14 protein-coding genes are annotated in these 14,140 nt (G+C 63.2%); all 14 read right to left on the bottom strand.

Annotated features, from left to right (window positions below):
* Positions 1–86 precede the first annotated feature (86 nt).
* Genes ACEN83_RS01390 through ACEN83_RS01455 form a run of 14 tightly spaced genes read right to left on the bottom strand, consistent with a single transcriptional unit; the run spans position 87 to position 14,058 of the window.
* The gene (locus ACEN83_RS01390) at positions 87–1,313 is read right to left on the bottom strand and encodes a beta-ketoacyl-ACP synthase (RefSeq protein WP_495579299.1); all 1,227 of its coding nucleotides are present in this window, start codon (positions 1,311–1,313) and stop codon (positions 87–89) included.
* Entirely contained in the window at positions 1,313–2,041 is a 729-nt protein-coding gene (gene fabG / locus ACEN83_RS01395; protein ID WP_495579300.1) for a 3-oxoacyl-ACP reductase FabG, read from the bottom strand. The genes ACEN83_RS01390 and fabG overlap by 1 nt, the downstream gene beginning before the upstream one ends.
* Positions 2,038–2,499: a hotdog family protein gene (locus ACEN83_RS01400; RefSeq protein WP_007974617.1), complete on the bottom strand. Its 462-nt coding sequence runs from the start codon at positions 2,497–2,499 to the stop codon at positions 2,038–2,040. Before ACEN83_RS01400 ends, fabG begins: the two co-directional genes overlap by 4 nt.
* On the bottom strand, positions 2,496–3,692 hold the full coding sequence (locus ACEN83_RS01405; RefSeq protein WP_495579301.1) for a beta-ketoacyl-[acyl-carrier-protein] synthase family protein: 1,197 nt from the start codon (positions 3,690–3,692) through the stop codon (positions 2,496–2,498). Before ACEN83_RS01405 ends, ACEN83_RS01400 begins: the two co-directional genes overlap by 4 nt.
* Complete coding sequence (locus tag ACEN83_RS01410; RefSeq protein WP_495579302.1) at positions 3,689–4,306, bottom strand: hypothetical protein; 618 nt, start codon at positions 4,304–4,306, stop codon at positions 3,689–3,691. Before ACEN83_RS01410 ends, ACEN83_RS01405 begins: the two co-directional genes overlap by 4 nt.
* Positions 4,306–5,031 carry a class I SAM-dependent methyltransferase gene (locus tag ACEN83_RS01415; protein ID WP_495579303.1) on the bottom strand — a complete coding sequence of 242 codons (726 nt, stop codon included), beginning with the start codon at positions 5,029–5,031 and terminating at the stop codon, positions 4,306–4,308. Before ACEN83_RS01415 ends, ACEN83_RS01410 begins: the two co-directional genes overlap by 1 nt.
* Positions 5,028–6,275, bottom strand: a complete 1,248-nt coding sequence (locus ACEN83_RS01420; protein ID WP_495579304.1) for an NAD(P)/FAD-dependent oxidoreductase — start codon at positions 6,273–6,275, stop codon at positions 5,028–5,030. Before ACEN83_RS01420 ends, ACEN83_RS01415 begins: the two co-directional genes overlap by 4 nt.
* Positions 6,262–7,419 (bottom strand): sodium:proton antiporter, encoded by a 1,158-nt coding sequence (locus ACEN83_RS01425; RefSeq protein ID WP_495580836.1) that lies wholly within the window; start codon positions 7,417–7,419, stop codon positions 6,262–6,264. The genes ACEN83_RS01420 and ACEN83_RS01425 overlap by 14 nt, the downstream gene beginning before the upstream one ends.
* Complete coding sequence (locus ACEN83_RS01430) at positions 7,419–9,758, bottom strand: MMPL family transporter (RefSeq protein WP_495579305.1); 2,340 nt, start codon at positions 9,756–9,758, stop codon at positions 7,419–7,421. The genes ACEN83_RS01425 and ACEN83_RS01430 overlap by 1 nt, the downstream gene beginning before the upstream one ends.
* The gene (locus ACEN83_RS01435; protein WP_495579306.1) at positions 9,742–10,446 is read right to left on the bottom strand and encodes an outer membrane lipoprotein carrier protein LolA; all 705 of its coding nucleotides are present in this window, start codon (positions 10,444–10,446) and stop codon (positions 9,742–9,744) included. The genes ACEN83_RS01430 and ACEN83_RS01435 overlap by 17 nt, the downstream gene beginning before the upstream one ends.
* The gene (locus ACEN83_RS01440; RefSeq protein WP_015093159.1) at positions 10,443–10,868 is read right to left on the bottom strand and encodes an acyl-CoA thioesterase; all 426 of its coding nucleotides are present in this window, start codon (positions 10,866–10,868) and stop codon (positions 10,443–10,445) included. Before ACEN83_RS01440 ends, ACEN83_RS01435 begins: the two co-directional genes overlap by 4 nt.
* Positions 10,861–12,405: an HAL/PAL/TAL family ammonia-lyase gene (locus ACEN83_RS01445; protein WP_495579307.1), complete on the bottom strand. Its 1,545-nt coding sequence runs from the start codon at positions 12,403–12,405 to the stop codon at positions 10,861–10,863. Before ACEN83_RS01445 ends, ACEN83_RS01440 begins: the two co-directional genes overlap by 8 nt.
* Positions 12,386–13,327: a lysophospholipid acyltransferase family protein gene (locus ACEN83_RS01450; RefSeq protein WP_495579308.1), complete on the bottom strand. Its 942-nt coding sequence runs from the start codon at positions 13,325–13,327 to the stop codon at positions 12,386–12,388. The genes ACEN83_RS01445 and ACEN83_RS01450 overlap by 20 nt, the downstream gene beginning before the upstream one ends.
* Positions 13,324–14,058, bottom strand: coding sequence for a glycosyltransferase family 2 protein (locus ACEN83_RS01455; RefSeq protein WP_495579309.1), 735 nt, complete (start codon positions 14,056–14,058; stop codon positions 13,324–13,326). Before ACEN83_RS01455 ends, ACEN83_RS01450 begins: the two co-directional genes overlap by 4 nt.
* Between the last annotated feature and the right edge of the window lie 82 nt (positions 14,059–14,140).

The raw sequence follows: 14,140 nt of genomic DNA on the forward strand, positions 1-14,140 counted from the left end.
ATCGCACATCAAAAAGATCGCAGCCTTCGGCAGCTCCTACAAGGAACCTGTAGGAGCTGCCGAAGGCTGCGATCTTTTGACGTTGCTTACGACCAGCGCTTGAAAATCAGCGAAGTATTCACCCCGCCAAACGCAAAGTTATTGTTCATCACATACCGGTTGCTCATCTGCCGAAACTCGCCGCGCAGGTAGTCGAGCTTGCCGCAATGCGGGTCGACTTCGTCGAGGTTGAAGGTGTGGGCGTAGAGGTCGCGGTTCATCATTTCGATGCTGAACCAGGATTCCAGTGCACCGCAGGCGCCGAGGGTGTGGCCGAGGAAGCTCTTCTGCGAGCTGATGGGCATGTGTTCGCCGAACAGGCTGCTGGTGGCCAGGGTTTCGGCGATGTCGCCCTGTTCGGTGGCGGTGCCGTGGCCGTTGACGTAGCCGATGTCCGAAGGTTTCAGCCCGGCGTCTTCCAGGGCCAGTTCCATGGCCCGGCGCATGGTGATTTGCTCCGGACGGGTGGTGTGCTGGCCGTCGGCGTTGCTGCCGAAACCGACGATCTCGGCGTGGATGCGGGCGCCACGGGCCAGGGCGTGCTCCAGTTCTTCGAGCACCAGCATGCCGCCGCCTTCGCCGATCACCAGGCCGTCGCGAGCGGTGTCGTAAGGGCGCGGGCTGCGTTGTGGGGTTTCGTTTTTCAGGCTGGTGGCGTAGAGCGCGTCGAAGACCATGGCTTCGGTCGGGCACAGTTCCTCGGCACCGCCGGCGAGCATCAGCGGCAGGCGGCCGAACTTGATGGCCTCGTAGGCATAGCCGATGCCCTGGCTGCCGCTGGTGCAGGCGCTGGAGGTGGGAATCAGGCGGCCGGTGAGGCCGAAGAAGATGCTGATGTTCGCCGCGGTGGTGTGCGGCATCATGCGCACGTAGGAATTGGCGTTCAGGCCTTCGGCCACCGAGTTGAGCAGCATGTTGCCGAACGCCTTGATCTCGTCGGTGCTGCCGGTCGAGGAACCGCAGGCGACGCCCATGCGCCCGTCCTTGATCGATTCGTCGCCCAACAGGCCGGCATCGGCCAGGGCCATCTCCGCCGCGCCCACAGCCAGCCGCGAGACCCGGCCCATGCTGCGCAGTTGCTTGCGGGTCCAGTGGCTTGGCACTGTGAAGTCATCGATGGGGGCTGCCAGGCGTGTGTTGAGTTCGGTAAAACGATCCCACTCGTCCATCCGCCGGATGCCGCTGCGGTTGGCCGCGAAGTTGCCGGCGATGGTGTCCCAGTCGCTGCCCAGTGAGGTGATGCCGGCCATGCCGGTGACGACGACGCGCTTCATCAGCACAGGCCTCCGTTGACGGCCAGAACCTGCCGGGTGATGTACGAGGCTTCCGCCGACATCAGGAAATTCACCGCGCCAGCCACCTCTTCAGGGGTGCCCATGCGTTGTGCGGGGATCATTTTCATCAGTTCTTCCACCGGCACGTTTTCGTCGAGCATGGCTGTGTCGATCAGGCCGGGGGCGACACAGTTAACGGTGATTTTGCGCTTGCCCAGCTCGATCGCCAATGCCTTGGCCGCGCCGATCAGCCCGGCCTTGGAAGCGCTGTAGTTGACCTGGCCACGGTTGCCGATCAGCCCGGACACCGAGGTGATACAGACAATCCGCCCGGCGGCGCGACGACGGATCATCGGCATCATTACCGGGTGCAGCACGTTGTAGAAACCATCGAGATTGGTGCGCATCACCACATCCCAATCGTCCTCGCTCAGGGCCGGAAAGGCACCGTCGCGGGTCAGGCCGGCATTGAGCACCACGCCGTAATAGGCGCCGTGGGTTTCCACGTCGGCTTCGAGAATCTCCTTGCAACGGGCGCGGTCGGCCACGTCGAATTGCAGGATGCGCGCACGGCGACCCAAGCCCTCGACTTCGGCCTTGACGGTTTCGGCGTCGGCCAGGCCGCTACGGCAATGCAGCACGATGTCGTGCCCGGCCTGGGCCAGGCGCAAGGCGATGGCGCGGCCGATGCCACGGCTGGAACCGGTGACCAGTACGGATTCAGTCATGACTGGACTCCTTCGGGTTCATGGAGATATTGAGCGGCCTGAGGTGGGCGGAACACGTTCAGACGGGCTGTGGCGTGGATACCGTTGCCGTTGATGTGGCACTCGAACACGCCCATGCCGTTGTCGTCCTCCAGGGAGCGAATCCCGTGGAGGGTCAACTCGGTGCCGGCCGGGAAGCTTTCAACGTTGCATTCGAATTTGCGGCTGCCGAGCAGAAAGCCCAACTCCACCGCATCGCCGCGCTGACGCGCATGGCAACCGGCAAAGGCGGCCACGCTCTGCGCCATCAGTTCGATGCCGACCCAGGCCGGCAGGCTGCCGTCGGGGAGGTTGAACAGGCCATCGGGCTTGACGGTCAGGCGGGTGTGAATCTGCTCTTCATCGAACGCCAGGACCTGATCGATCAGGATCATGTCGCCAGCGTGGGGCAGCAGTTCGGCGAGCGGCCAGTCAATCATGGGGCGTCTCCGATAATCAGGCTGACGTTATTGCCACCGAAGGCAAAGGAATTGCTCATCAGGTAACGGGGTGCAATGGACGTCAGGCGAGTGGCTGGGGTCACCCATTGCAGTGGCGGCAGTTCGGGATCAGGCTGTCCGTCCCAGACGTGCGGCGGCAGGGCATGCCCGCGATTGTCGGCACTCAGGCTCAACCAGCAGAACGCCGCTTCCAGCGCCCCGGCGGCACCGAGGGTGTGGCCGGTCATGGGTTTGCTCGACGAACAGGGCACGCCGGCCGGGAACAGCGTTGCCACGGCCAGGCTTTCCATGGCGTCGTTGTGCTGGGTGGCAGTACCGTGCAGGTTCAGGTAAGCGATCTGCTCCGGTTGCAGGTTGGCGCGGCCCAAGGCTTTGCGCATGGCCTGCAGGGCGCCTCGACCCGTCGGCTCGGGGGCGGAAATGTGGTGTGCATCGGAGCTGGCGCCGCTGCCGAGCAAGGCAATCGGCGGGTTGTCGCCTGCGTGTCTGGTCATCAGGAACAGCACCGCCGCTTCGCCAATGTTGATGCCGTTGCGGTTCACTGAAAACGGATTGCAACGTTGTTCAGAGACCGCTTCCAGCGCCGAGAAACCGTTGAGGGTCAGCTTGCACAGGGTATCGACACCGCCACACAGCACCGCGTCGCAGATGCCCAGGTCCAACAGGCGCTGGGCGCTCATCAGGGCTCGGGCGCTGGAGGTGCAAGCCGTGGAAATGACATAGGCCGGCCCGCTCAGTTGTAGCCATTCGGCGAGGAAGTTTGCCGGCGCACCCAGCTCCTGTTGCTGGTAGTCGTACTCGGGCGGGAACTGCTTTTCGCGCAGGTAGTGCGCCAGGCCCTGGCTGGCCTCGTCGATGCCCGAAGTGCTGGTGCCGAGCACGACGCCGATGCGATCGCGGCCGTAAGTCTGGATGGCGCTGTCGATGTCCGGGCGGATTTGCAGCGTGGCTTCCAGCAACAGCTGATTGTTGCGACTGTGATGGCGCGACATGTCGGCTGGAAGGGTTGCCAGGTTGCCCTGGACCGCGCCGACCGGCAGCGTGCGTTGCGGCACCCACCCGGCTTGCTCGCGCATGCCGCCGCAGTCGCCGGCAAACAGGTGGCGGGCAACCTCCTGCTTGTCGCGGCCCAGCGCGCAGACCAGCCCGAGGGCATTGAGGTAAGCCGTCATGGTGCTTCACCGCTCAGGGGCGTGACTTGATAGGTCGCACCTTTCGTAATCATCAATTCAAAATTCTGCGGTTGTGTGTAGCGGACGTCCCAGCGCTCTGGCAGGGACCGTTGTCTGCCGTGCTGCCAGGCGCCGGGATAGTTGGCCGCCAGTTCATCATCCGGCGTCAGCGCAAACAGCAGTGCTGCGAACAGTTCCCGGGCTTGCGGGTTGGGTGGCAACAGGCCGTCGGCGTGCCAGGTTTTATCGTTCAATAGCTGGCGGGCCTGGGGAATGCCCAGCAGGTCCATCATCGACCAGCGAATGCCCGCTTCTTCGCGCTGGATCACCACTACCCAGTCCAGGCGGTCGTCGGGTTTCAATAGCTGGATATGCAGTTGCAGCGGCAACGGCAGATCCGGATTTTTCTCGGGCAATGGCGCCCGGCTGGTGCAGGCGCTCAGAAGCAGTGCCGCGGCGACCAACAGAAATCGCAACACACTGGCGACCCCTGTGGGAGCGGGCTTGCTCGCGAAAGCGGCAGTACATCCGACATATCCGCTGGCTGACCCACCGCTTTCGCGAGCAAGCCCGCTCCCACAGGTTGAGTATTTCAGGCGACGGGTAATCGACATCACACAGTTCCTTCAAAAGGTTTGCGCGCCACTACATTGACCAGGGTTTCTTCCCGTTGGCCAAAGGGTTTTGGCTTGCACACACCCAAGTATTCGAGCAGGCCGAAATCCTTGGCGCGACTCCACCACAGGTACGGATAAGACACGTTTTGCGCGGTAAATTCGAAACCCTGTTGTCGGATCATTTGCAGATACTGCGCCGCGCTTTTCTGCACGTGCATCGGGTGGCGGAACAACCAGCGGATCACCCAAGTATCAATGTAGGCCTCGGTGGACTCGGCGAACAGCAGATAACCGCCCGGCTTGAGCACACGGTAGAACTCGGCCAGGGCTTGTTCCTGCTGCACCAGGTGATGGAAGGTCTGGTGACAGAACAGCAGGTCGATACTGGCGTCCGCCAGCTTGAGGCTCGCGCAGTCGCTGCCGATCAGCTCCACGTCCATGCCCTGGCGGGCCGCTTCTTCGGCGCTCTGGGTGAGGCTCTGCGGGTCGGCATCGATGCCGATTAGGCGAGCGGGCACAAAGGCCTGGCGCAGCAGCGCGAATGACTTGCCCTGACCACAGCCGGCATCCAGCAGTACCGGGTCGGCAGGCGGCGCTTCGCTGAACAGGCCGCGCAAATCGTTGACCGCCAGCCGCAGCACATAGTGTTGCCAGATCCGACTGCGCAGGAACCACAAACCGAAACGGGTTTCTTCGACGTAGTTATCGCTCAAGTGGTTCATGACGCAGCCCCTGCACAGAACTCCGATATCACCTTCAACCGGCGCCGGGCTTCGCTGACGAACGGGTTGCGTGGGTCCCAGGCATACCCTGCAAGGATGGAGCTGATCATTCCGCGAATTTCCGGCGAGCTGCTCTCATGGAAAATCACATCCTGGAAGGTCCCGGCGTACCAGCCTTCGACGTAGCAACGGAAGGTGTCGACGCCGCGCTTGAGCGGCTCGGCGAATTCGGTTTGCCAGTCGACGGCTTCGCCTTGCAGCTGGCGGTGCAACACCCCGGCCGCCATGCTCGCCGAACGCATGGCGATGGTCACCCCGGAGGAAAACACCGGGTCGAGGAATTCCGCGGCATTGCCCAGCAGTGCGAAGCCCGGACCGTGCAGGGTTTTGACGTTGGCCGAGTAACCGCCAATGGTTCGGGCCGCGGTGTCCCACTGCGCATTTTGCAACACGCCAGCCAGGCTTGGCGTCTCGCCGATAAAGCCGCGCAGGCACTCGTCCAGATTGTCGCTGCGGCCGGCGAAATGTTCCTCGGCGGCAACCACGCCGACCGAGCAGCGTCCGTTGCTGAACGGGATGGTCCAGAACCAAAGGTCTCGCTGGGTCGGATGAGTGGTCACGAGGATCTTGCTGCGGTCGAAGGCCGGGTGGTCGATACGATCTTCGATATGGGTGAACACGGCCTGGCGCACCGGGAAGTTCGACGGCGCCTCGAGGTCGAGCAAGCGCGGCAGCACGCGGCCGTAGCCACTGGCATCGAGCATGAAACCGGCCTCGATGCGGTACTCGCTGCCGTCTTCGCGGCGCACGCCGAGCTGCGGTTTTTCCGGGGCGATGTCGACGCTGACGATGGTTTCGCCATAGCGGATCTCCACGCCTTGCAGCGTGGCCTGATCGGCCAGCAGCTTGTCGAAATCGGCGCGCTGGACCTGAAATGTCGTTGATTTGCCGTGGCTGAACGTCTCGCCGAAATCGAACGCGCTGTAACGCTCACCCCACGCAAAGGCAGCGCCCGTTTTCACCTGGAAGCCGGCCGCGTTGACGGCGTCGAGCATGCCCGCCTCTTCGACGAAATCCAGGCAATGGGCCAACAGGCTTTCACCAATGGAAAAACGTGGAAAATGCTGACGCTCGATCACCAGCACATCGTGTCCCTTGCGCTTGAGCAACGCGGCGGCGATGGCCCCCGAAGGACCGGCGCCGATGACCACGACCTGGCGGCATTCCATTTCAACGGTTGGCATGAGGGCTCCTTGCCGGGACAGCGGTTTTCAGGGGAATTCGGTGCATACCGGTCAGGGCTGGCAGCAGTGTAGCGATCAGGCCCATCAGCATCAGGGCAAAGTACAGCGGCGGGCTGATGAGTTGCTGTTGCAGCAACAGGTTGAGAAAGACGATCTCGCTCAAGCCGCGGATGTTCAGCAGCACACTTTCCCGCCAGCGGTTGGCGCCCTTGAACGAGGCCCCGGCCCAGCCGAGGCCGAGCCAGTTGCCCAGCAGTTTGCTCAGCATCGGCAACAGCAGCAGGGCGACCAGTTGCACCCAGCCGAGGCTGTCCATCGCGCTGTGCACGTTGATCTGCACGATGCCGAACGTGAGGATCAACGGGATGGCGATGTACGTCTGCAAACGACTCATCCAGATGGCCGGCAGCGGCAGCACCAGCGGCGCTTTCAAGGCGGCCATGATCAACACATAGCCGATGCCGAAAATCAGCGCATTGAGCTTGTAGTGCTCGGCGACGATCAGCAGGGCGAAAAAACACAAGCTGTAGAGCCACGTCTGGCGCAAGCCAAGCAGCCGCAGCAGTACCGGCAGACAGGCGCCGGCCAGTGGCAGCAACAGGCTGCTCAGGTGCAGGCTGCCCTGGGCGAGGCCGAACACAGTCCAGCAGGCGAGGTCGATGAGGATCGCGGTTTGCACCAGACGCCGGGTGGCGGCGGGCGGGTAATCGATGTGTCGCAGGTACAGGTACAGCACCGGAATCGCGGTGATGGCGAACAACAGGCCGACGGCCAGCGAGCTGATCCAGGGTTGCGGTGGCAACAGCCAGACCGCCGTGGCCAGGCCGCAGGCAAACGGAATGCAAAAGCTCGGCAGGGCGATTTTCAGGCTCTGGCGCTCCAGTTGCAGGTCGATCACATCGCTGAGGATGTAGCCCAACAACAGGGCAAAACTCAGGCTGTAGAGGTTCTTCAGCCAGCCGGGCGACACCAGTTGCGCACCGCTCAGCTGCCATTGCGGCTCGATCCAGAAATACATCAGCAGCGGCAGACCGAGGGTTGCCAGCAACAACTGGCTGACGATGGGAATCAGGCCAAAATGCCGGCCGACACGGGTCGCCAGCGCGAACAACGCCAGGGCCATCGCCCAGAACAGAACGATCATCACGTTGCATGCTCCGCGGCCGTGGGCTCGTGCACCTGTCGACCGGCCCAGGGTGCCAGCAGGAAGCTGAAGACCAGGCCGAGGCTCACCGACAATCCGAAGTTGCTCACCGCCGGGGTGCTCGACACCGCCAGCAGACCGAACGACAACCAGGTAGTCAACGCCGCCAGCAGGGTGCCCAACAGGCTCACGGCCGCGCCGCCGACCTGTTCGCGCATCAGGATCGCGTAATCGACGCTGATCGCCGTCACCAGCAGCAGGCCGAACAGGCTGAACAGAGTCAACGGCTGCCCCAGCCAACCGAGGCTGGCCAGGCTGCACAACGCCGCCAGCAGCGGCAGGGAGACGATGCGCAATGCACCGCCGAGACCGAACGGCAGGATCAGCACCAGTACGATCAGCACGCAGGAGGCGAGTTTCAGTTCAGCGGCGCTGATTTGGGTGGCGGCGAAAACAGTGTTCAATTCACCCAGTCGATCCACCAGTGTCACGCCGGGTAGGTCCTCGCCCTGGAGCCGCAGCAGGGCCGGGTTGTTGATGCCTTGCAGGCTGACCATCGCGGCCACGCCGTCATCGGTCTGCCCCAGCCACAGGGGCCGGTAGGGTTCTGCCAGCGGGCCACTGAGCGCTGCGTCAATGTCCACGGCCGGCAGTGCCTGTAGCTTCGTCAGCTCGGCTTGCAGCGCCTCGGCCGGTACACCGATGTCGAGCAACGGCTGCCAGAGCGCCGGCAGTCTGCTCAACGCTTCGCGCACCTGCTGCTGTGCGTTCGGCGGGCTGACCAGCTGATTGAGCGACAGATACCCCTGGAGTTTTTCCAGGCCAATCAATTGATCCAGTCGTTCGCTCAGGGCGGTCTGGCGTTCAAGCAGTTGCTGCTGATTGGCGGCGCGTATCAGGAAAAACTGGCTGGTGGGTTGATAGCCGGTGATCCGTGCAATGGTCCGGGCTTCGTCGGTCAGATTTTGTGGTGCGCTGATCCACTGGCGGATGTCGTTTTTGCTGCTCAGCTGCAACAGCCCGCCCACGCAAAAGGCGATCAGCAGCGCCAGCAGGACTGGCGTTTTCACCTGATTGAGCAGCGCTTCTCGACAGCCCAGCAACAGCTCGCAAACGCGTAATGGCCACTGCGCCGGACGCAGCTCCACGCCCTTGAGCAAGGCTGGCAGCAGACCCACGGCGGACAAATAGGCGCCGAGCAAACCGGCGGCAGAGAACACGGCAATCTGGGTCAGCGCCGGGAAGGGTGTCCAGGCCAGGGCCAGGTAGCCGATTCCGCTGGTGATCAGGCTCAGGGTCAACCCTGGCAGGGTCAGGTGCAGGGCCGGCCAGCTGTGCCAGGGTTTCAGGCTCCAGCTTTTGGACAGGTAGTGCAGCGGGTAGTCGACCGCCACACCGATCAGACTCGAACCCAGTACCAGGGTCATCACATGCATATGGCCGAACAGCGCCACGCAGGCCACCGCTCCGAAGAGCATGCCCACCAGCACCGGCACGAACGCCAGCAACACGCGCCAGCGCCGGAAGGCCAACAGCAGCAGCAACAGAATCCCCACGGTGGCACCGCCACCGACCCAGGTCATCTCCCGGGCGGCCTGTTGTTGCCCGTGGGCCGCATACAGCAAGCCGCTGGCGGCGAGCAGTTGCACCTCGTACTGCGCAGCTTGTTCGCGGCTGTGCTCAAGCAGGTCGGCCACTTGCAGCGGCAGGTTCATGTCGAAGGCGTTGCCGGTGGTGCGCGCACGCAGCAGCACCCAGCTTTTGCCATCGGCATCGGCGATCAGGGTGCCACTGCCGATGTCCAGTTGCACCGAACCGCGTTGCGGCTGGCTGTTCTGGATACGCCCGGTCAGCCCCAGCCAGTCATCCTGGCTCGGCACCAGGCTGTAACCGTTGAACGGATCGAACAAGGCTTGCACGCGTTGCTGGATAAAGGTGTCGGGGTGCTCGATCAGCAGCTGTCGGTCCACCGCCGAGAGCATCGCCAGGCGACCTTGCAGCAATTGCGTGCGCAGCGCCGGCAAGTCGGCCTGCAGGGTCCACTGGACCTTTTCGAACAGTCCGCTGGCCTGCCATTGCTCGCCGAGGGTTTGCGCCATGGCGACGGCTTGCTGGCGATCGGCGTGGCCGACCAGCACCAGCATTTCGCGGTTCAGCGGTTCTTGCATGCGTTGTTCGGCGCGCAGTTCCAGGGCGTCGGGCGCCGTGCCGGGCACCAGTTCCATCAGGTTCGCCGACAGTGGCGCGCCGTCACGCCATTGCCAACCCGCGAGCGCCAGTACTGCCAGCAGCAGGATCAGAAACAGCCGTGGCAACCACCGTTCACTCGGCAAAGTCATGTTGCTCCGCGTCGCTCAACGGTTGGGCGCTGGTGCTGTCCTGCATGCGCAACAACGTACTGTCGCCCTGGGTTTCGAGCAGTTCGATGCTCTGCACCAGTGCTGCGCCGGTAATGTTGATCTGGTTGAAGACCTGCTTGAGCAGCATCGAGCGCGGCACCAGTGTGAGCTTCCAGTTCTGTGCGTCGCCGCTCAGGGACAATTCGAAATCCCGCTGCAGTCCGCTGCTGTCGCCTTGCAGCACGGCGAGGAACAATCGGTTCTGCTCGGCACCGGCGCTTTTGCCCGGCAGCATTTGCCAAACAATGCCGTCACGCCGGGCAATGCCTTTGGCAGTGATGCGATAGTCCTGCTGCAACGGTGTTTTCAGCAGCCACAGCAAGCCATGGTTTTTTGCCAGCACGAACGAGCCCTTGCTGGTCAGCGGCTGGGGCAGGGCGCGCAGGTGTTTCTCCTGGATGAAGTTGCCGTGGATCACCTCGGGTTTGGCCAGTTGCTCGCTGAGTTGTTGCAGGTCGAAGGCGTTGGCCAGCCCTGGAATGCCCAGTAACACGCAGAACACTGTAGGAGCGAGCTTGCTCGCGAAAAGCCTGAGAGCACCGCGGGGTGTCAGGTTCCCAGCATCATCGTTAACGACCATCGCGGGCAAGCCCGCTCCCACAGGGGAACGTGGGTGGCAGAAAATCATGGCAGGGCCCTTTCAACGGCGTCGGTGAAGACCTTCGGCGAGGCCAGTTGCATCTCGCGGCTGGCGAGGTCGACGGCGACCTGTACCGTCATGGCCCGGGTCAGGCGCTCACCGGTCTGCAGATCGCTGATCAGGTAGTTGATCTTCAAGCGGTTCTCCCACTCCACCAGGTTGGCGCGCACGTTCAGTTTCTGGCCGAACACCGCGCCGCGCACGTAGCGCAATTGCAGGTCGATCACCGGCCACGCGTAGCCGGATTCATTCATCGCCGTGTAGTTGTGGCCGATCTGGTCCAGCAGCGCGCAGCGAGCGACTTCCAGGTATTTGACGTAATGGCCGTGCCAGACCACGTGCATGCTGTCGACGTCAAAGAACGGTACGACGATTTCCGTGTCGGTGTGCAGAAGTCCCTTGCTACGCATGCAGCCTCCAGTGTTGTTCGGCGATGCGCTGCAGGCACAGGCGCAACTCGCCTTCCAGCGCGCGGTCTTCGATGACCGGTGGGAAGTCCCCGGCCAAGGCTTCGTGCATGGCGGCCAGTGCGGGTGGCAGCGGTCGCGCATCTTCGGCCTGGCCGCGCAGCCAGACGCCCTGATTGGCCGCCAACAGGGTGGCGGCGGCCACTTGTTCGGTGAGTTCCAATACGCGGATCGCATCCCGGGCGGCGATGGTGCCCATGCTGACTTTGTCCTGGTTGTGGCATTCGGTGGAGCGCGAGAAGACGCTGGCCGGCATGGTGTTTTTCAGCGCTTCGGCGGTCCAGGCGCTGGTGCCGATCTGCACGGCCTTGAAGCCGTGGTTGAGCATGGCGCGGTCAGCCGTGGCGCCGGACAGGTTGCTCGGCAAGCCATGGTTGTAGCGCTCGTCCACCAGCAGCGCGAGTTGCCGGTCCAACAGGTCGGCGACATTGGCCACGAGGTTTTTCAGGCTGTCCATGGCGAACGCGATGTGCCCGCCGTAGAAGTGCCCGCCGTGCAGCACGCGCTCGGCTTCGGCGTCGATGATCGGGTTGTCGTTGGCGCTGTTGAGTTCGATTTCGATGAACGAACGCAGCCAGTTCAGGCTGTCGGCCAGTACGCCCAGCACATGGGGCGCGCAGCGCAGGGAATAGCGGTCTTGCAGGCGATGCAAGGGGGCGGTCGGCGCGTCGATGGCCAGGTCCTTGCGCAGCCACGCGGCGACCTGCATCTGCCCCGGATGTGGCTTGGCGGCGAACAGGCGCTCGTCGAAGTGCTCCGGGTTGCCCTGCAGGGCGACCACGTTCAGCGCGGTGATGCGGGTGGCCAGTTGCAGCAGGTAATCGGCGCGGGCGAATGCCAGGCAGGCGAGGCCGGTCATTACGGCAGTGCCGTTCATCAGCGCCAGGGCTTCTTTCGGCCGCAACACCAGCGGCTGCCAGCCGAGTTCGCGGTGCACCTCGGCAGCCTGCCGGCGTTCGCCGCGGAACATCACTTCGCGTTCACCGGACAGCGTGGCGGCAACGTACGAAAGCGGCGTCAGGTCACCGCTGGCGCCGACCGAACCTTCCTCCGGAATCAGCGGCAGGATGTCGTGTTCAAGGAACGCCTGCAGGCGTTCCAGCAGCTCCACGCGTACCCCGGAAACACCGTGGCACAGCGACTGCAGACGCGCCGCCAATACCGCGCGGGTGGCCTGGGCGTCGAGCAGTCTGCCCAGCCCGCAGCCGTGGAAGGTGTACAGATGCTGTGGCAGCGCTTCGACGTGATGCAGCGGCACCGCGACCACGCAGGAATCGCCATAACCGGTGGTCACGCCGTAGATCACGCCTTCCTTGTCCAGCAGCGAGTCGAGAAAACGCGCACCCTTGGCGATGCGCTCGCGGTAGGCGGGATCGCTTTGCAACTGCGTCGGCACCTTGCGGTTGGCCAGTGCCAGCACATCTTCAATGCGCAGAGGGCGTTCGCCGAAGGTTACCGGCTCAAGCGTTGGCGTCGTCATCGGTCTTCCAGAAAGGGTAAAAGTTGAACCATTGTTGGGGCGCTTCGAGGCAATAGTGACTCAGGCGCTCGGCGTAGCGGGACGCCCACTGATGAATGACCTGTTCACGGTCGCTGCGTATCCAGGTGATTGCCTCAGCGAAGGGTTCAATGGTCAGTCGATAGTCGCCGTCGGGCTTTTTCAGGCACAGCAGCAGATTGATCGGGCATTTCAGCAGGCCGGCCAGCAACCACGGGCCTTGAGGGAATCTGGCCGGATGGCCGAGAAAATCCACGGTCACGCTGCGCCCGCCATGCAGCGGCACGCGGTCGCCGGCAATTGCCAGCCACTCGCCACGCTCCAGGCGCTCGCTCAATTGCAGCATGATCCCGGGGTCCAGTTCGCTGACCTGAATCAGGCGCAAGTTGGTCGCCCCGGCTTCGCCCAGCAAACGGTTGAACTGTTCGGCGTGCTTGGTGTGCACCAGCACGTTCATCGTGACCTTTTCGCCGATTTCCGCCAGTGCGCGGCAGACTTCCAGATTGCCCAAGTGTGCGCCCACCAGCATCTGGCCGCGGGCAGCGCGCAACTGCTCGCGCAGCAGCGCCGGGTCGATGATTTCGATTTGCTCGATGCTCAGCCTGCCGTTCCAGACGTCGAGTTTGTCGAGCATGGAGTCGGCGAACGCCATGAACTGGCCGAATACCCGCCAATGGCTCGGGCGCAGTTCGTTGCGCCCGCTCCAGTCGGCCAGGCGTTGCTGGTATTGCCAGGCGCTGTGTCGGGCACTGCGACCGAACAGGAAGAAGTACAGGACGATGCCGTACAACACCGGACTCAGTACTCGACGGCCCAGCACTTTGGCACCGATTGCGGTGAGCTTCATCAGCCAGAAACTGCCGCGCTCCTCGCGGTCGGCCCAGTGTTGTTTGTCGGCACTCATGACCGCCACCGTCGCCAGAGGATCATGGGTGAGCGCAGCAACATGCCGAAGAACAGCCGCGTGTGCATGCTGGAAATCAGTACGTTGTCGTGGAACATCCGAAAATGCGAAACGCCGTCCAGCGGGTAACGGACTTTGGTTTGCAGCCATAACATCGGCTGATTGCGCCAGGCCAGGCGCACCAGGATGTCCGAGTCGAAGTCCATGCGCTTGCCGATTTTCGCCGACTCGATCAACGCCAGAACCGGTGGCAACGGGTAGACCCGGAAACCGCACATGGAGTCGCGAATCTGCAACGACAGGGTGTTGATCCAGACCATGACGTGGGTGAGGTAGCGCGCATACAAACGGCCTTTCGGCACGCTGGCGTCATATTGCGGATAACCGCAGATCACCGCCTGTGGGTAGCGGCGTGATTGTTCGATGAAGCGTTTGACGTCCTGCAGGTCATGCTGGCCATCGGCATCCACCTGCAAGGCATGGCTGAAGCCCAGGCGTGAAGCTTCGCGCAAGCCGGTCATGACCGCGCCGCCCTTGCCCTGGTTTTCGGCGAGGCGGATCAGGTAAACCATTTCACGTTGGGCCAGGCGGTCCAGTACCCGGGCGCAGCGCGGGCTGCTGGCATCGTCCACCAGGATGCACGGCAGATGGCTGGCGATCAGCGCATCGACCACTGTGGTGATGGCGCCTTCGTGGTTGTACACCGGGACGACAGCGCAGGGGCTATGCATGTTGGTGTACACCTGAAAGACCGAGGTGTCTGCTTCGCGAGCAAGCCCGCTCCCACATGGGGTCCACGGCGCTCACAAATCC

The sequence above is a fragment of the Pseudomonas sp. Pseusp49 genome (assembly GCF_059491875.1).